General features: G+C 49.2%; 13 protein-coding genes, 2 rRNA genes and 1 pseudogene. 13 read left to right on the plus strand and 3 right to left on the minus strand.

Annotated elements, in window-relative coordinates:
- The first annotated feature begins 133 nt into the window (after positions 1–133).
- The 9 genes from B5D40_RS04340 to B5D40_RS04380 all read left to right on the plus strand — a co-directional run bounded on the left by B5D40_RS04340 (position 134) and on the right by B5D40_RS04380 (position 10,257).
- A 23S ribosomal RNA gene (locus tag B5D40_RS04340) occupies positions 134–3,071 on the plus strand.
- A 116-nt stretch (positions 3,072–3,187) separates the two neighbouring features.
- Positions 3,188–3,302: ribosomal RNA gene (gene rrf, locus B5D40_RS04345) — 5S ribosomal RNA — on the plus strand.
- A gap of 126 nt (positions 3,303–3,428) precedes the next feature.
- Positions 3,429–5,309, plus strand: coding sequence for an alpha-amylase/4-alpha-glucanotransferase domain-containing protein (locus B5D40_RS04350; RefSeq protein ID WP_078775922.1), 1,881 nt, complete (start codon positions 3,429–3,431; stop codon positions 5,307–5,309).
- The gene (locus B5D40_RS04355) at positions 5,306–5,998 is read left to right on the plus strand and encodes an STAS domain-containing protein (protein ID WP_073304873.1); all 693 of its coding nucleotides are present in this window, start codon (positions 5,306–5,308) and stop codon (positions 5,996–5,998) included. The genes B5D40_RS04350 and B5D40_RS04355 overlap by 4 nt, the downstream gene beginning before the upstream one ends.
- Positions 5,988–6,686, plus strand: a complete 699-nt coding sequence (locus B5D40_RS04360; protein WP_073304871.1) for a lytic transglycosylase domain-containing protein — start codon at positions 5,988–5,990, stop codon at positions 6,684–6,686. Before B5D40_RS04355 ends, B5D40_RS04360 begins: the two co-directional genes overlap by 11 nt.
- Before the next feature lie 25 nt (positions 6,687–6,711).
- A complete protein-coding gene (locus B5D40_RS04365) occupies positions 6,712–8,076 on the plus strand; it encodes a TolC family protein (protein WP_073304869.1) in 1,365 nt (454 codons plus the stop codon).
- Between the two features lie 3 nt (positions 8,077–8,079).
- A complete protein-coding gene (locus tag B5D40_RS04370) occupies positions 8,080–8,661 on the plus strand; it encodes an MlaC/ttg2D family ABC transporter substrate-binding protein (protein ID WP_078775923.1) in 582 nt (193 codons plus the stop codon).
- The gene (locus B5D40_RS04375) at positions 8,658–9,536 is read left to right on the plus strand and encodes a hypothetical protein (RefSeq protein WP_078775924.1); all 879 of its coding nucleotides are present in this window, start codon (positions 8,658–8,660) and stop codon (positions 9,534–9,536) included. Before B5D40_RS04370 ends, B5D40_RS04375 begins: the two co-directional genes overlap by 4 nt.
- Before the next feature lie 13 nt (positions 9,537–9,549).
- On the plus strand, positions 9,550–10,257 hold the full coding sequence (locus B5D40_RS04380) for a 16S rRNA pseudouridine(516) synthase (protein ID WP_078775925.1): 708 nt from the start codon (positions 9,550–9,552) through the stop codon (positions 10,255–10,257).
- 27 nt (positions 10,258–10,284) lie between these two features.
- On the opposite strand, the gene B5D40_RS04385 is transcribed toward B5D40_RS04380, so the two are convergent.
- On the minus strand, positions 10,285–10,614 hold the full coding sequence (locus tag B5D40_RS04385) for an HU family DNA-binding protein (protein ID WP_078775960.1): 330 nt from the start codon (positions 10,612–10,614) through the stop codon (positions 10,285–10,287).
- Positions 10,615–10,700: 86 nt separating this feature from the next.
- Here B5D40_RS04385 and B5D40_RS04390 point away from each other — a divergent pair, with 86 nt between their 5' ends.
- Positions 10,701–11,804: a tRNA dihydrouridine synthase gene (locus tag B5D40_RS04390; RefSeq protein ID WP_234978154.1), complete on the plus strand. Its 1,104-nt coding sequence runs from the start codon at positions 10,701–10,703 to the stop codon at positions 11,802–11,804.
- Here the strand turns inward: B5D40_RS04390 and atzF are convergent.
- Together atzF and B5D40_RS04400 are read right to left on the minus strand one after the other, a co-directional pair.
- Positions 11,794–13,497, minus strand: coding sequence for an allophanate hydrolase (gene atzF, locus B5D40_RS04395; RefSeq protein ID WP_078775961.1), 1,704 nt, complete (start codon positions 13,495–13,497; stop codon positions 11,794–11,796). The two genes, B5D40_RS04390 and atzF, sit on opposite strands and share 11 nt — an antisense overlap.
- 139 nt (positions 13,498–13,636) lie before the next feature.
- Positions 13,637–14,632: an ROK family protein gene (locus B5D40_RS04400; RefSeq protein WP_078775927.1), complete on the minus strand. Its 996-nt coding sequence runs from the start codon at positions 14,630–14,632 to the stop codon at positions 13,637–13,639.
- Positions 14,633–14,908: 276 nt separating this feature from the next.
- Here B5D40_RS04400 and B5D40_RS04405 point away from each other — a divergent pair, with 276 nt between their 5' ends.
- The 3 genes and pseudogenes from B5D40_RS04405 (at position 14,909) to B5D40_RS04415 (ending at position 17,806) form a co-directional block, all read left to right on the plus strand.
- The gene (locus B5D40_RS04405) at positions 14,909–15,886 is read left to right on the plus strand and encodes an ABC transporter substrate-binding protein (protein WP_198951076.1); all 978 of its coding nucleotides are present in this window, start codon (positions 14,909–14,911) and stop codon (positions 15,884–15,886) included.
- Positions 15,887–15,915: 29 nt separating this feature from the next.
- A pseudogene (locus B5D40_RS04410) lies at positions 15,916–16,860 on the plus strand (ABC transporter permease subunit); the annotation flags it as partial.
- A 106-nt stretch (positions 16,861–16,966) separates the two neighbouring features.
- A complete protein-coding gene (locus B5D40_RS04415; RefSeq protein WP_078775930.1) occupies positions 16,967–17,806 on the plus strand; it encodes an ABC transporter ATP-binding protein in 840 nt (279 codons plus the stop codon).

The raw sequence follows: 17,806 nt of genomic DNA on the forward strand, positions 1-17,806 counted from the left end.
TAGCCACTTGACAGTACGGGAAGCAATTCCAGAGAATAGAAACAAGCGAGAAGCGAAGCAATTTCGAGCGAGGGCGTCGAGAAGACGGGGCCCGAGCCGCTCATGCGAGGCGAGAGCTATGTCGCTGGAACGAGGAATTAAGCGAGAGAGCGCACACGGGGGATGCCTAGGCATTCGCCGGCGACGAAGGACGCGACAAGCTGCGAAAATCCGGGACGAGGCGCACGGAGCCATTGACTCCCGGGGATCCGAATGGGACAACCCGCCCGGGGCGACCCGGGCACCCCGCGGCCGAACACATAGGCCACGGGGAGCCAACCCAGCGAACCGAAACATCCAAGTAGCTGGAGGAGAAGACATCAACCGAGATTCCCCAAGTAGCGGCGAGCGAACGGGGAGGAGCCCAAACCGGGAGCGATCCCGGGGTTGTAGGACTGCCGCGTGACGCCCATCCGGGGACCGAAGCGGGCTGGAAAGCCCCCCCCCAGCAGGTGACAGGCCTGTAGGGACCTGGTAGGGCGCTTGGCAGCATCCTGAGTAGGGCGGGGCACGTGAAACCCTGCCTGAAACCGGGGGGACCACCCTCCAAGGCTAAATACGAGCGAATGACCGATAGCGATGAGTACCGTGAGGGAAAGGTGAAAAGCACCCCGAGAGGGGAGTGAAACAGAGCCTGAAACCGTGTGCGCACATTCAGTCGGAGGGGGGATTCATCCTCCTGACGGCGTGCCTTTTGTTTAATGAGCCAGCGAGTTGCTCGTGTACGGCGAGGTTAAGGCCCTAAGGGCCGGAGCCGCAGCGAAAGCGAGTCTTAACAGGGCGTCCAGTCGTACGCGGCAGACACGAAGCCTTAGTGATCTACCCATGGCCAGGCTGAAGCGGGGGTAACACCCCGTGGAGGGCCGTACCGATATACATTGAAACGTGTTCGGATGAGCTGTGGGTGGGGGTGAAAGGCCAATCAAACTGGGCGATAGCTTGTTCTCTCCGAAACATATTTAGGTATGGCGTCGCGACAGGCCGCCGGGGGTAGAGCACTGGATGGACTAGGGGGCACACCCGCTTACCAAACCCAACCAAACTCCGAATACCGGCGCACCGATTCGCGGCAGACAGCCCGCGGGTGATAAGATCCGCGGACGAAAGGGAAACAACCCTGACCACCGACTAAGCGTCCCCAAGTACGCGCTGAGTGGGAAAGGATGTGGGACTGCTCAGACAGCCAGGAGGTTAGCTTAGAAGCAGCTATCCTTTAAAGAAAGCGTAATAGCTCACTGGTCGAGCGGTCCCGCGCCCAAAATTATCGGGACTAAGCGCGTCACCGAAGTCGTGGGCTCCGCAAGGAGCGGTAGGAGAGCGTTCCGCAGGCCTGGGAAGGCGGGTGGCGATGCCCGCTGGAGGTACCGGAAACGAGAATGCTGGCATGAGTATGCGAAAACGCGGGTGGAAAGCCCGCGCACCGAAAATCCAAGGTTTCCCGGGTAAAGTTAATCTTCCCGGGGTCAGCCGGGACCTAAGACGAGGCCGAGAGGCGTAGCCGATGGAGACGGGGTCAAGAGTCCCCGGCCTCCCTCGAGGCGATACGACCGACGGGGCGACGCATCGGGCAGGATCGAGCGGCAGATGGACGCCGCGGAAGGAGCGCAAGGCGGAGGGGCGGCAAATCCCCCCTCCACATGCCCCAGACTCCGGACCGGGGGAGGGCTTCGGCCCGAGTCCGAGAGATCCCAGCCGGTGCCGGGAAAACCCCCTAAGGGAGCCGAGAGGGAGCCCGTACCGTAAACCGACACAGGTGGATGGGGCGAGAAGCCCAAGGTGCTTGAGACAACCCAGGAGAAGGAACTCGGCAAATTAACCCCGTAACTTCGGGATAAGGGGAGCCCCCTTCCGTGACCCCGCGCAGGGCGAGCGGAGGGAGGCCGCAGAGAAATGGCAGAAGCGACTGTTTACCAAAAACACAGGGCCATGCGAACCAGCAATGGGCAGTATATGGTCTGACACGTGCCCGGTGCCGGAAGGTTAACGGGAGGCGTCATCCGCGAGGAGAAGCGCTGAACCGAAGCCCCGGTAAACGGCGGCCGTAACTATAACGGTCCTAAGGTAGCGAAATTCCTTGTCGGGTAAGTTCCGACCTGCACGAATCGTGTAACGACTTCTGCACTGTCTCCTCCTGAGACTCAGCGAAATTGCAGTGCCGGTGAAGATGCCGGCATCCCGCACCTGGACGGAAAGACCCCATGAACCTTCACTGAATTTTGACATTGGTTTTAGGCCTTGGATGTGTAGGATAGGTGGGAGGCTTTGATGGCGGGGCGCCAGCCCTTCCGGAGCCGCCCTTGAAATACCACCCTTGCAAGGCTTGAGGCCTAACCCGCGCCCCTGACCGGGGCGGGGGACCGTGTCTGATGGTCAGTTTGACTGGGGCGGTCGCCTCCCAAAAGGTAACGGAGGCATCCAATGGTTCCCTCAGCGCGGTCGGTAATCGCGCGCAGAGCATAAAGGCAAAAGGGAGCCTGACTGCGAGGCGGACACGCCGGGCAGGTACGAAAGTAGGGCTTAGTGATCCCGCGGTACAGCGTGGAACGGCCGTTGCTCAATGGATAAAAGGTACTCTGGGGATAACAGGCTGATCTCCCCCAAGCGTTCATAGCGACGGGGAGGTTTGGCACCTCGATGTCGGCTCGTCGCATCCTGGGGCTGGAGAAGGTCCCAAGGGTTTGGCTGTTCGCCAATTAAAGCGGCACGCGAGCTGGGTTCAAAACGTCGTGAGACAGTTTGGTCCCTATCCGGTGTGGGCGTACGAGACTTGAGGGAGCCTGTCCTTAGTACGAGAGGACCGGGACGGACGCACCTCTGGTGTACCGGCTGTCGCGCCAGCGGCACCGCCGGGTAGCCATGTGCGGATCGGAGAAACGCTGAAAGCATCTAAGCGTGAAGCCGTTCCCAAGATAGGGTCTCGCGGGGGCAACCCCCTGAAGGGCCGTCATAGACGATGACGTCGATAGGTCGCAGGTGTAAGCGCGGCGACGCGTTGAGCCGAGCGATACTAATAGCCCGTGAGGCTTTTCCTTTTTTTTCGGCGATGTGGCTTTGCCGCGCGTGGGCGGCTTGGTCCCTGCAGGCGCCCGTTCGGAGCTTCGCGCCCCGCACTTTCCTTCTCTGGGATCCCGTACTGAGAGTTTTCAATTTCGGCGGTCATCGACGGTGGGTCATACCCGTTCCCATTCCGAACACGGAAGTCAAGCCACCTGTCGCCGATGGTACCTGGCCTTCGGGCCCGGGAGAGTAGGTCGCCGCCGGATCCACGGGCCCCTGCGCATCCGCGCGGGGGCCCTCCTTGTTTTAAACGCCCGGGACGGACGCCGTCCGGGACCTCCTGCGCGGGGGACGCCCTCCCTGTCCCCGCTCCCTTGTGCTATTTTTTAAACATGACTCCTGCTAAACTTTCCATCCTGCTTTCTGTGACGGAGCCTTTCTCTCTGGAAGAATCGGCTTTCGACGAACAGTTTTCACAAATAGCACGAGAGATTAGAACCCTTTTAGAAACGAATAAAATAAAATTCTCCCTTTATCTATCGGGAAGGGTGGCGGAGGTCTGGAACAGGCGGAATATCGCCGATGTCGTGTATATGCGCCAAGCGATTCGGGATGGAAAGCTGGAAATTTTAGGCGGCAGCTTTTTTGATTCCATGCTGCCTCTTTTCCCTGCTGGCTTGCAGAAGTTGCAGTTGCAAATGCACTCGGCTCTGATGGAAAGAATTTTCCAGGTTGAACCTATCGGTTATTTCAATTCTTCGATGGCTTGGGAAATTGGTCTGACAGAAGTTTTAGCAAAGCAGAATTTACGCTATACTCTTGTTTCGGAAAAAAGTTTGCAGGAATGTATAGGACTTGCGACCCGCGTTACGGGCTGGTTTACATCGGAATTCGGGGATTTCGTCATGCAGCTTTTTCCTGTTGCAGAAGATTTAAGCCAGGCGTTGTTGCTGGACTCTGCTCTTTTGCAGGCAAAATTGGAATCTCTGATAAAAAATAAGGATCCTTGGATTGCAATAGAATCAGTGCCGGTCAGCGATACCGAATCGATTCGTCTTTTTTTTGAGAGATTGCAATCTAATTTGCTGAATTTTCCCTTCCAGTTATGGCCGATATTCCATTGGCTGGACGAACCTTCCGAAGGAAAAGTCAATTTAATGAGCGCAGTAGGAAACCATCTTGGCCTTCCTGTCGGTGCGCAAAGCTGCCGGGAATTGCTTTTGCGCCGTCCAGAAGCGGATTTGATGCACAAATCGTTGCTGATTGCCAATTCTCATGCGGAATCGCTCTTGCAGGGCAAGGATTTACATGGCGTGCAGACGAAATTGCTTCCGCTGATGTCGCCGGTCTATTATGCGGATCTTTATGACAATAAGGGTGTACGGAGTCCGTTGGTCCGTTGGAAGGGGCATCGGATGATTGTAGAAGTGGAGGAAGAGATTGAAAAATTTTCAAAGATGGAAGGGCGTCGAGTCGAAGTCTCCGATTTTTTGAAAACCGGCAGCCGTCAAATTTTAGTGAACAATGCAAACCTGCAATTTCTTTTGGAGCAGGGCAGCGGAGCATCCCTTCGTTCCTTAATTTATAAACCGGCACGGGTGAATTGGGTCAGTGCATTTCAGCAAAATGGAGATGTGCCTCGCGCCTTTGTCGATCATTTGCTTTCGCCGTCTTTATCGGATGCCATGCAAATAGAGGCCGCTTTAAACGATGGACTGGGAGCTCTGAACGCTCCTTATGAATATCGGATTGAGCGAAAGGACAATGCTTTGGGCATTTGGTTGCGCTCGGAACAGATTGTCGATTTGAACGGGCAAAATCATGTGACGCATATTGACAAGGATATTTCTTTGGGCAAGTCGGATTCGCAGTTGGATTTTTCTTATTCGATAGCGAACGGGACCTTTGCCGATTTGGACGGCTATTTTGGTACGGAATTAAATCTTGGGGTGCGGAAATTTGAACAGGGTCGAGCGTATAAATTAAAAATAGACGGGAGAAGTATTGACCCCGATATTCCGCTGCCGTGTATTTTCCCGGAAGTTTCAGAAATTTTGATTAAAGACGGCCTTTTGTCCCAGGCGTGCCGCATTTCTTTTTCACAGCCGGCCAAGGTCCTATTAAGCTGGATTATGGGTTCGCACGATACTGCGGCTCCGACGATTGTGCAGGGGGTTCGCATATTCTTTTTTTGGAATCTGAAATTATCTTCGGTGACGGAGGAACGTTTCAAGATTACCATGAATTTTTCGAAACGGGGCTTTTTTAGATGAATGCGGAACAGATAGATTTATTCATCGAAGAAATAAAAGACGGCCTGTATCTTCGCATTTGTGGGACGTTTGGCTTTACCCAGTTGGCATCGTTGCGCGAAAAAGTAACCGGCTTGTTAAATAAACCGGGCAAAATTTTTTTCCTGGATATTGATAAAGCTCGTTTTTGCGATGAAGAATACCAGTCCCTGTTTCTGTTTTTTTTGGAAAAGGCGAAGCAAAATGGAACGGAACTGGTTCTTGTTTTTTCTGGCGAAGAGAACAAAGCTTTTTTCAGCAGTTACGCCCATATATTTACGATAACGCAGAATTGGAAAAATTTTAGGCAGTCGGGAATTTTTGCCACATTAAAAAAAATGGGAGTGTCTTATAGTCGGCAGACGGGAATCCGTTTAAGTCCGCTGATCGCCTTGCTTTTGATAGGAATTTTGGTGGGGCATTTTTTTGCGCTGTATGGGATTATCCGAAATCAAAACAGGGAACTTCGGCTTCGGGAAGAACGTTTGTTAGAAATGGACAAAGAAGCGCAAAGTATGCAGAACGAATTGGATTATCTGCAATCGGTCATAGGCCCGTTAAAAAATTTGGGCTTGATTGTGGATTCCACGACTTCTAAAAAAACAGAAATTCGGGTGCGGAACTGGACCAAATATCTGGATCGCCTGGAGGATCGGCGGCGTGAAAAGTAGTTTCCGCCTGTCTTCCCTATTCGCCTTTTCCGCTTTGGCTTTGCTTTGCGCCTTCCTTTTGGCTTTTGTCGGTTTTTGGGCGTATAATTCTACGCAGCTGAAAAAGGTTGCGGTACAAGAATCGCAAATCGGCAAGGAAATTTCAGAACTTGCCAAATACCAGAATTGGACGTTGGATTATGTCAGGATTTATTTGGCTTTGGGGATTCTTTCAAAAAACAAGATGCCTCCGGAACAGAAAATCCAGTTGAGCGATGAAATTTGGATGATTTCAAGAAATTATGGATTTGACCCGCTGTTGATTCCGGCGATTGTGTATCAGGAAAGCCGGGGAAATCCGAATGCGAAAGGCCGGTTTCGTAGCGGAGCGGAATCGGGAGCTTATGGCTTGATGCAGCTCAAGCTTCCGACTGCTCAAGCAATTGGAAAACGTTTTGGAATCGAAATTGAAAATGCAGAAGATTTGATGCACCCCGAAATAAGCGTTGTTATTGGGAGTGCTTATCTGATGCGGCTGGTCGGTAGATATGGGGATTTGAAAAAAGCCATTATTGCTTATAATATTGGACAGGGCGGTGTGGATACGAAAATTCGTTCCCGTTCCCCGATTCCCACGAATTATTACGAAGAGGTTTTGGCTAAATATCGGAAATTGAAGCGGCTTATCTACGAACAAATCGGAGAATGACTCTAGGATTTCTAAATTTTGCAAAATGATTTTTAAAGTTCTTCCTTTGTTGCTTATTGCGGTCGCTTTCTCGACAGAAGTGCGGTATGACTGCGAAGGCTTTGTGGAAAGGGGACTTTTAAAAGACCCGCTGTTGGCGGAATCCCGTTTTTCGACGGAAGCGAAGAAAAATAAAATTCAGGAAATCAAAGCTTCGGCGATTCTCAGCAAATTTGAAGTTTCCATGATGGTGGGGCCGGCTCCCGGTTTAAAAGACGATGTGGACGACTGGGGAGATACCGTGGACACTTGGGACTTCACCAAAATGGGACCGTTTTTCGGCACGGAAATAAAAGCGATTCAGCCATTAAATTACGGCCAGTATAAAGCGGGAAAAAAGGCTGCGGAAGCGGATTTGCGGCAGCAGGAGATGAACGTCGTTTCCAAGGAGCATGAAAAGAGTGTCGAGTTGCAAACGTACTATTACAATTATTTGTTGGCGTTGGAGATGAATCGATTGGTGGAAGACGCTCAAAAACAAATGGATCGCGCCGAAGAAAAATTGGAAGAAGCTTTGGACAACGACGAACCGAATGTCTCTCAAACGGATTTGCTGAAAATCAAGGCGGGACGCCATACGTTGGACGAAGCGGTGATCGATGCACAAAATGGAATGACTCGCGTGCAGCTGGCGATTCGGTTCTCGCTTGGACTGGATTCGACGGAGGTCTTTGTGGCGATGGATTCTTCGCTTGTAGAGAGGGCGGAATATTTTCCGACTCTTGAAGAGGCGAAAGACATGACGATTCAGCACAATCCCGAATTGAAGCGCCTGGTCGCCGGTTTGGAAGCTCGGACTCACCAGCTGGATCTCGCTTCGGCAAAGCTCGGCCCGCAGTTTTTTATCATGGGCGAATTTTCGTATGTCAAATCTTGGGCGGGAAATCGGACTGCGGTACAGAAAAATGCCTTTGCTCAGGATGCGGTGAACAGTATTTCGGGGGCAGTCGGTTTTGGGGTCCGTTACAATTTGAATTTGTGGAACAGCTGGAGTTCTTATGTTTCTGCTCGAACCGAACTTCGCGGACTGAAACTAAAACAAAATTATGCGAAGGACGGTGTTTTGCTGCAAATGGAAGAACAGTATGTGCAAACCCAGGGAGCCAAGAAAAAGTTGGAAAGTCTGCGTTCTAGTTTGCGTGCGAGCGAATCGATTTTGAAAAGTGCCGCCATGAAATACGATTTGGATCCTTCAAATGCGGGAGAACTGGTTTCTGCCTACAAAGACAATCTCCAGTTGAAAAAGTCTTATTACTATGCGGTCTGCAAATACAACATTGCTTTTGCGGAACTTATCCGTCGGATGGGACTATCCCTGTCCGAATACCATAAACTCTATCCGGGGAATTGATGTATGAAAATTCAAACTCTTCTTGTCGCCGTTTTTCTTCCGTTTGCTGTTGCCTTTGCGGCAGATCCTGTGACGGCGATTTCTAAAAATGACAAGGAATTGCAAGTCTTGCTGAAAAAACAGAGCCTTTCCAAAAAGGACAAGGAAAAGGTCAAGGGATTGTTGAGCGATGTGTTCAATTTCAATCTTCTGGCCGAAAAATCGTTGCCGAAAGAAACTTGGAACGGTCTTGATGAGGCGGCGAAAAAACAGTTTGCCTCGGAATTTCAGAGGATGGTTCGCAATTCCAGCGCAAAACGTTTGGAAATGTACCGCACGGATAGCACGGTTTACGAAGCTCCGAAAATGAAAAAGAACAACGCCGAAGCGAATGTGACGGCTCATCTTTGGTATCGGGGCAAGGAATCGGTTCTTGTTTATAAAATGAACCTGGTGGGCGACGTGTGGATGGCTTGGGATTTGGTCATCGACGACCTTTCGACGGCGAGAAATTACAAGGAACAGTTTTCCACGATTTTGAAAACTAAGACATTTGCCGAACTTCTTGAAATAGTCAAAAAGAAAGCCGACGAAAACGAAGAATGATTTTTGATGCGTTTGTCATACTGACGACGATTCTTTTGGGCGGACTGTTGCTGTTTCCGGTAAAAGTCCGCTTTTTGTTTGCGGGCAAAAGGAACGAAGGAAAATTTGAAGTTCGCCTTTTTCGCAAAAAAATTTATGCTTTCGGTTCGGAAAAGATTTCCGAGGAAGATGCCGACTCGGATTTGAAATTGCCGGAGGATTTCGAAGAGCTGGCCAGCAAAAAGGACGATTTCGATTCCGAAAATCCATGGAAGGAATCCCTGTCGGAAGAAAAGACAACGCGTCCGCTTGATGCCGGTGAAAATTGCAGCCCGCCTTCTTTTGAAAAGAAGAGCGATTCGGCTGCTGAAAAAAATACTTCAGCGACAAAAAAAAAGGTAGATAAAGAGAAAAAAACGAAAAGAAGAAAAGCCAAAAAAGAAAATTCGGATCGAGAATTTTTGACCTTGATTGTCGAACCGGTTTTTGAAAAGAAAATTCTAAAAGGCGTTTTTCGTTTGGGCCGGTCGTTTTTTCGTTTATTTCATTGCCGCTTTGAGCCGACTGTTGTGGAGGGAATCCGTTGGAATGAGGACTATGAACGAATGGGCTATGTGGTCGGTGGATTGAATGCGATGAGTGGAATTGTCCCGTTTTTTGAAAATTGGATTTTTCTTGCGGATTGGACGGGCGAAAAGCCTTTGAGGATTGAAGGCGGATTTGTAGCCTCTTTTTCAATTGCTAGAGTTTTGGGATTTATTTTTATCAGCGCTAAAACGATTGCGGAATTGACGATGTATTATTTTTGGAATCGACGGCGATATCGGAAAAATCCGGAGAGCGTTCGGCTCGTGTTCTGGCGGCGTTGGATTGTTCGTTTTTTATCTTCCCCTTAAATAGAGAATTTGTATGCAAAAATTAACCGTAGAAAGATTGCTGTCCCGCTTGGGATTTGGAACCCGGAAAAATTGTAGGGCACTGGTGCGCTCTGGATTGGTTGCCATCGCCGGAAGAACTATCGAAGATCCATTTGAAGAGTTGGAAAAGAAGCCGGAAATCCTCGAGGTCAATGGTGAAGAGGTTTCGACCGCGGAAGAGCTGTATTTGATGATGAATAAACCTTGCGGATATGAATGCAGCCATCAACCAAGAGACTATGAATCCGTATTTGACTTGCTTCCTCCCCGATGGATTGAAATGGGTTTGAATTGTGTTGGGCGTTTGGATGCGGACACTCACGGTCTTCTTTTGCTTTCAAATCAGGGGCAGTTTATCCATCGGGTGGAAAGTCCGAAAAAAGGAATGCTCAAAACTTATGAAGCGCGGCTGGCCCGTCCGATTACCGAGGCGCAAGTTCGGATTTTGAAAGAAGGCGTATTGTTGAAAGGAGAAAAGAAGCCTTTCATTGCTCGAAAATTGGAAAAAATTTCTGATACACTCGTGCGCATTTCGATTGCAGAGGGCGTGTATCACGAAGTGCGCCGGATGTTTGCCGCCGTGTCAAATCACGTGGAAGAGCTTCAGCGGATTTCGATTGGGGACTTGCTCTTGGACTCTTCGCTTGAAAAAGGCGCATGGCGAAACTTGACTCCGGAAGAAGTCGCCCTGTTTATTTAAAACGATAGCTCGCCGATTGTCTTGGTGTCAGACTGTTTTTGCTGTGGAAACTTTTTCTGTTTGAAGTTCCACTGAACGTGCGATAGCCGCTTTGAGTTCCGCGGAAAATTTAAATGTCGGTATGGTTCTGGATTTTAAAAATACCGGTTCGCCCGTTCGAGGGTTGCGCACAGGACGGGCTTTCCGAACTTTATTGGCAAACGTGCCAAATCCACGGATTTCAATGGAATTTCCCTCGACGAGGGATTCTCCCACGAAATCCAGGAATTGTTCCACAACAACACGCACTTTGTTTTTGACAATGCCTGTGGATCGGCTTACCGATTGAATTAAATCTTGTTTTGTTCTATTCGCCACGTTCAAAATATAAGAACCTCTGGCCGAAAAAATTACATTTGCTGCGAGATAAATTCTTTTTTTGTCTTGTAATTGTTGGCTATTTCGTGGATAAATGTGAAGAAATGTTGAAAAATGAATTTCAGTTTGCCGGAGTCGGCGTTTCTCCCTGTACGGTGCTTTCTCCTATGGCCGGCGTGACCGACGCTCCTTTTCGCCGATTATGTCGGATTTTGTCCGGAAATCGAATGGGACTTCTGGTTTCGGAATTTGTATCGACAGATGGAACTTCGCCGTTTGTTTTGAAAAATCGCAAACAGCTCCATTTTTACCCGGAAGAACGCCCCTTTGGAATTCAAATTTTTGGCCGGGATCCGGAGCGGATGGCTTATGCGGCTCAAGTTCTTGAATCTTTGCGGCCCGATTACATTGAAGTCAATGCGGGCTGTCCTGTTCCAAAAGTCGCTGGGAAGGGTGGAGGCGCGGGGCTTTTAAAGGACTTGCCGCGACTGGCCAAAATTCTTTCGGAAGTCAAAAAGGCGATAGCGATTCCGATGACGCTCAAATGTCGTGTCGGCTGGGATGAAAATTCCATCAATGTCATGGAAACTTTGAAAATTGCAGAAGTGGAAGGGGCTGATATGCTGACGGTCCATGGCAGAACACGAGTGCAGGGGTATAACGGTTTTGCGGACTGGAACTTGATTGGCGAAGTTGCTGCTGCGGCAAGGATTCCTGTGGTCGGCAACGGCGATGTTTCCAGCGTTCAATCCGCTCTTGAAAAATTGGAAAAATATGCGATTAGCGGAGTTTCCATTGGACGAGGAGCTTTGCACAATCCGTGGCTTTTTGGTGAAATTGCGGACGCATTAGAAGGCAAACCTGCGCGGGATGTGTCCGCACAAGAAGCTTGTGGTATTTTCAAAATTTATTACGAATTGATGGCGGAAGAATGCGAATCTTCGCCTTTTGGAATGCTTGGGCGATTGAAACAGCTGGCGGCCAGACTATGCAAGGGCTTTGAACCGGACTCGTCGGAATTTCGGCAGCGGGTATTGACAAGCCAGAGCTTAGAAGAGCTTTTTGAAAATGCGGACAGGTTTGCAGAATTTGCGCAAAGCAACGGAATACGCTTTAATCCTTCGCGCTTGGTTAATTTGAACGGTCGCAAGGAAAATTCGGTTTCGTTTGACAGGCAATTCAAAGGCTGAGGAAATACTTTCGCCAGTCGCCAAATTCGGAAATATTCTTGCCGATTTTTTGCACTATTGGTTCTCCTAAAAATCCGGAAACTTCCGTTCCGTTTTCCAAGCGGATTTTCCCGATGCTGAGTGGCGCGGGGATCTGGGAAATAAATTTTCCGAATTCTTCCGCTGGGAGCGCGTAGAGCTCTACATGGAAGGAACTTCCGCCTTTTTCCGCACGGACGAGTGCTGGTTTGGGAATGTTCCCAGGAAGGGCGAACATGGTGTATTCCGCAGCAGTTTTTTGGGTCCCTAGAAATTCGGCGTCTTCGAGTTCCCCATGAAGAGGCATTCCCTGTAGATGCGCTCCGCAAACAGCAATCGCCATTTTGGGCGCTAGGAACGAACGGAGCTTTTCTGCGGCGGAGAAAAGGACATTTTCCGCGAAGGCTTTACCGACGAGAGTGACACCGAATGGCAACTTCCCCGCAAATCCCACAGGAATGGCTAGCGCCGAAAAGTCGAGGAGATTCATGTAGTTTGTATAGTATCCGAGATTCGAGTTGAGGCGGATCGGATCGGCTTCGACTTCGGCTGTCTTGTAGCAGGTGCCGACGGTTGGCGTCATAAGAAAATCGACTTGATCCATCTCCCGGTCGGCAAGAGCTTTTGCGTGGCGCAGTTTGTGAAATGCGTCGAAGATTTGCGACGGATGCGGCGTTGATGGAGGAATAATAATTTTGCGTGTCACGGGATGAATTTGTGCGGAATGCTCTTCGATGAATTTTCCGACAGCGGAATACCGTTCAAAAACCCAAGGTCCTTCGTACAAGAGTCGAGCCGCTTCGAGAAAAGGTTTAAAATGGATTCGTCGCATTTTTCCGCCGGCTTTTTCCGCAGCTGTGATGGAGTCTTCGAAGAGTTTCCGATAATTTTCGTTTCCAAAAAAATTAAGTTCCGATTCTTCGGGAACGCCGAACGTCCAATTTCCCGGAAGGTGCGCCAAGTTTTCAGGAGCTTTTCGCGAATAATCGTCGTCTTCGTCATAGCCTTTTGCAATTTCGAGAAGCCGCTTTGCATCGCTTAAATTGAGCGCAAAGAGAGAAACGCAGTCAAGACTTCGGCATGCGGGGACGACTCCTTTTGTGCTTAAAAGTCCACAAGTCGGTTTCACGCCATAAAGATTGTTGAATGCCGCAGGGACGCGCCCGGAACCTGCCGTGTCCGTTCCGAGGGAAAAAGAGCAAAGTCCATAGGCGAGTGCTGCTGCGGATCCGCTGCTAGATCCTCCAGAAATGTATTCGGGAGCGAATCGGTTGGGGATTGCGCCGTAGGGAGTACGCACTCCGACAAGACCTGTGGCGAATTGATCCATATTTGTCTTGCCGAGGGGAATGGCTCCTGCGCGAATGAGCTTGCCCACGACGGTTGCGGAACGGTTTGGGGTGTAGGCGAATGCTGGGCAGCCGGCTGTCGTTTCGCAGTTTTCGAGGTCGATGTTGTCCTTGATGGCGAAGGGAATTCCGTAGAGCGGAAGATCGCGGGGAGATTTCAAATGCAGGTTTTTCAGATAGCGGGAAAGGGATTCGTCGGAAGTATGCGAAATCCAAATGGAAGCCGGCGCTTCAGCGATTTTTTTCTTTAATTCGGTTATAACTTTTTCGGGAGTCGTGGATCCATCGCGATAGGCAGAAAGCAATGAGCGGATGTCTAGTTTCATTAGGAACCTCTTGACTTTATAAAAACCTTTTATAAAGTAGTTTTGCGGAGAGAAAAAATAAAGAGAAATGCAAAAAAAATCGATCCAAAAATGTGAATCGATTTTCAAATTCGTTCAAAAATGTTGAAACAAGCCCCGATCAGATTTTTAAAAGCCTTTGAATGGATAGTTGCGCAATTCCGGCAAAGTATTCTTCTTGCGTATTCGGCTGGATGAGGAGCTTGGGCAATTTTGATTTAGCGAATCGCATTTGCAAACGTTTTTCAAAGTTCAGCTTTTTTAGATCTTCCGAGAGGCAGCCGGTGAGAAGAATGACTGCGGGGTCGAAGAAGACGATTGTCGCTTGGACGACTTGCAAGATGCCGGGCAGTGCTCGCTTTGTGTTGTCGAAAAATCGCCGCTGGCTCCCTTTGGGAAAGGGGAAGGGGAAATAGGAAAGTTCGCCGGAAAGACTCGAATGTCCGCGGACGATATTCCCATCGACGAGAAATCCTCCGGCAGGCGGGTTGCCTTTTGGAAAAAAGAGAATGGCTATGTCTTTTTCGTTTTGGTTTACACGCGAGTAGCCTAGTGCGATGGAATTCATGTCGTTTTCGACGAAGACGGGAATTTTGAGCGCGCTTTCTAATTCGCTTTGGACTGCGCGCCCGTCTAATTCGGGGAAATCGCTAAAGGCGACGATTCCTTCGTGGATGCAGCCTTGAACGCCGAGGGTGACGAGTCGGATGGCCGGATTCTTTTTCAAAATTCCCATTGCCATTTTTTTCAAGGTGGGAAGATTCACTTGGTGGACGAGGGAGGAACCTTGGCTGTGCGTTTTTTCAGAGACATCGACAACTCTGTAGTAGATTTTTTCCGTACCATTCTCGGAAATGGCGAGAAGGCTGAGAAATTGCGTTTTCTCGGCGCAGTAGCGGTAAGCTTGTGCCGGGCGTCCTCCATTGGAGAGTCGGAGGTTTTCCGCTACAGCGTCTCCGGATTTGGCCATTTCGTTTAGCAGGTTTCCGCAAGTGGCGACAGTCAATCCCGTGCGTTTGGCGATTTCGGGTTTTGTCGCAGAACCGAGCGCAATGAGTGCCCGTTTGATTTGCAAAATGTTTTGCTGTTTGATTTTTATAATGGAATTGGAGGACATCTTGGTTAAAAGATAAATTCAAATTTTAACGTAATGAGAAAAATCTTTATAAAAATGTTTTACAAAGTATGCTTGATTTCTGGGAAAACGACGAAAAAGGGCTAAAATGTTTTTTCTCTCTACAAATCTGTCGGGACTTTATAAAAAGTTTTTATAAAGTCGGAGTGAAAAAAATAAAAAGCGGCGAAATTCGTTGAAAAAACGGAAACTTTTCGATTTTGGCATTGCTTTTGCTTTGTGGACTGCAAAAACTCTTCACGCGAGGTACTTATGAAAATGCCAAAAATCCTTCTTGCCGCGGCCATGGGTCTTGCGGCGACACTTTACGCTGAAAAGCCGGTCTTGAAAATTGCTTATAGCGATTGGCCAGGCTGGACTGCTTGGGAAATTGCCGACAAAAAGGGATTTTTCAAGAAGCACGACGTGAATGTAAAACTCGAATGGTTCGAATATGGGCCGTCTATGGATGCTTTTGCCGCGAAGAAAGTCGATGCGGTTGGAGTGGCGAATGGCGATGCGATGGTCTTGAATGCAACGGGTGCACGGAACGTGACGATTTTGATAAATGACTATAGTAACGGAAATGATAAAATTGTTGGAGCTCCGGGAATTTCTTCCATCAAGGATTTAAAAGGGAAGAAAGTCGGCGTGGAAATCGGTTGCCTTTCCCATGCACTTCTCATCAACGCCCTTTTGAAGAATGGTCTCAAGGAATCGGACGTGACTCTGGTGAACATGCCGACTCACCAAGCGCTCCAAACTTTGGAAAGTGGCGAAGTCTCGGCAGTTGTTGCCTGGGTTCCGCATTCCGTAAATGCGCTTGAGAAGGTGACGGGTTCCAAGGAGCTTTATACGAGTGCTGACGAACCGGGCATTATCTATGATGTCTTGGCCGTTTCGCAAGAATCGCTGATGAAGTACAAGGACGAATGGATGAAAGTCGTTGCTGCGTGGGACGATGTGGTCGCCTACATGAATGATCCTAAAAACAAGAAGGAAATGGTCAAAATCCTGGCGGATCGCGTTGGTGTTCCGGAATCGCAATATGCGAAGTTTATCGGCGGAACGCGTTTCTTGCGGCTGAACGAATCGATCAAATTCTTCAACAAGAAGGATTCTTCTTACGGGTCGATTTACGGTTCGAGTAAACGAGTCGATGAATTCTTTGTGAAGAACAAAGTCTATGACAAACACGTTGATGTGAACCGCTATATCAATCCTTCGTTCACAGAAAAGCTCGTTAACGGAAAGTAGAAAAGACAAATTAACCCGGGACGTAAAACATGAACTGTCCAATTGGAATACGAAAGGAAGCCGGGAAGCGCGGAAGAATAATTTTGGCCATTCTTTCGTTCGCCTTGCCGCTCGCGCTTTGGTGTGCGGTAAGCTATATCCCGTTTATTTATCATCCGCTGATTCAAATAACGGATGCGGGCGGAAGTATGTTTTGCGAACCGGGCGATGAAATCGCCAGAGAAAATTTTGAGGAAGAGAGTGCGAACTTGCTTGCAGAGGGAGAGGCTCCGATGAAAGGCGTGCGCGTGAATCCCGCTTATCTACCGGCTCCCCATTCTGTAGCGAAAGCGCTGGTGACCGCTTTCCGCACGCCGCCGAAACGCGATGGGGACGTCTGGTTTTACGAAAGTATTTTGCATTCGATAAAAATCGTTTTCCTAGCGTTTTTCCTTTCGAGTCTTGTCGGACTTCCTCTTGGCATTCTCAGCGGTTCCATTCCTTTTGTGGAAAGGCTGACCGCTCCCTTTATCGAGTTTTTTCGGTATTTTCCAGCTCCGGTTTTTGGGGCGCTCGCTGTCGCTGTTCTCGGCATTAACGATGCCCCGAAAATCGCAATTATCATTATTGGAACTTTTTTTCAACAAGTTCCGATGCTATCCGCAACGACGCGTCATGCGGATCCGGCTTTGACAGAAGCGGCGCGGACTTTGGGTGCGTCTCCTTTACGCGTGCTGATAAAAGTCATTATTCCAGAAATTGCGCCGAAAATTTACAAGGATATGCGAATCCTGCTCGGTTGGGCTTGGACGTATTTGATTGTCGCGGAAGTAGTCGGTACGAGTTCCGGCATTACCTGGTTCATTAATCAACAAGCGAAGTATCGGAATTTCGATAACGTTTATGCGGCGATTGTCATTTTAGGAATCATCGGACTCGGTTGCGATCTTGTTCTTTCAAGAATAGGAAAGGACTTGTTCGCTTGGGAAGATGGGCGCGTGAGTTTCCTCGTGAAATTGCGTCGGGAACTAACCGCTCCAAAGAACTACGTATTTTCCTTTCGCTTGACAGAAGCGGAAAAAGAATTGAAGGAAAAGAATAATGGAAAACTTTGATTTCATTATTGAAGCGAAAAACATCGTGAAAGATTTCGCTGAAAGCGATGGCGGCTTGCGTCGCGTCCTCGACGGAATTTCTTTTGGAGTGAAACGTCGCGAATTTCTTTCGATCATCGGACCATCGGGATGTGGAAAGTCAACGCTCATTCGCATTGCTGCCGGTCTTGAAACGGCGACGGACGGATGCTTTTTGTTGGACGGCAAGAAGGTTTCCGGTACGGGAGCCGAGCGAGGAATGGTGTTCCAAAAATACACGCTTTTCCCTTGGCTTTCGGTGAAGCAAAACGTGATGTTCGGGCTTGAATCGTCGGGATTCGGGAAGGATGAAGCGGAAGAAACGGCGAGGCAATGGCTGGAAATCGTCGGGCTTGACAGGTATTCGGAATACTATCCGAAGCAACTTTCGGGTGGTATGCAACAACGTGTCGCCATTGCCCGTGCGCTTGCCCCGCAACCTCGAGTTCTTTTGATGGACGAACCTTTTGGCGCTCTGGATGCACAAACGCGTTCGCAAATGCAAAAATATTTGCTCGAAGTCTGGAAGAATATCGACATCACGATTCTTTTTGTGACGCACGATTTGGACGAAGCCGTATTCCTTTCGGACAGGATTCTGACTCTCCAGGCAAACCCCGGCAAGGTAAAAGAATTTGTAGAAGTCGATGTGCCGCGTCCGCGGAACGAAGAAAGCCTGTTCCTTCCGCAATTCGTAGAAACGCGGAAGTATGTGGAAGACCTGATTCATCCGACGGTGGAAAACAAGGTTCCCGTGGAAACGTTTAACATCGTGAACATGGTCGGAAAGAAAAACTCGACCAAGTAA

Source organism: Fibrobacter intestinalis, from assembly GCF_900167415.1.
In the GTDB taxonomy this organism is placed as follows: Bacteria; Fibrobacterota; Fibrobacteria; order Fibrobacterales; family Fibrobacteraceae; genus Hallerella; species Hallerella intestinalis.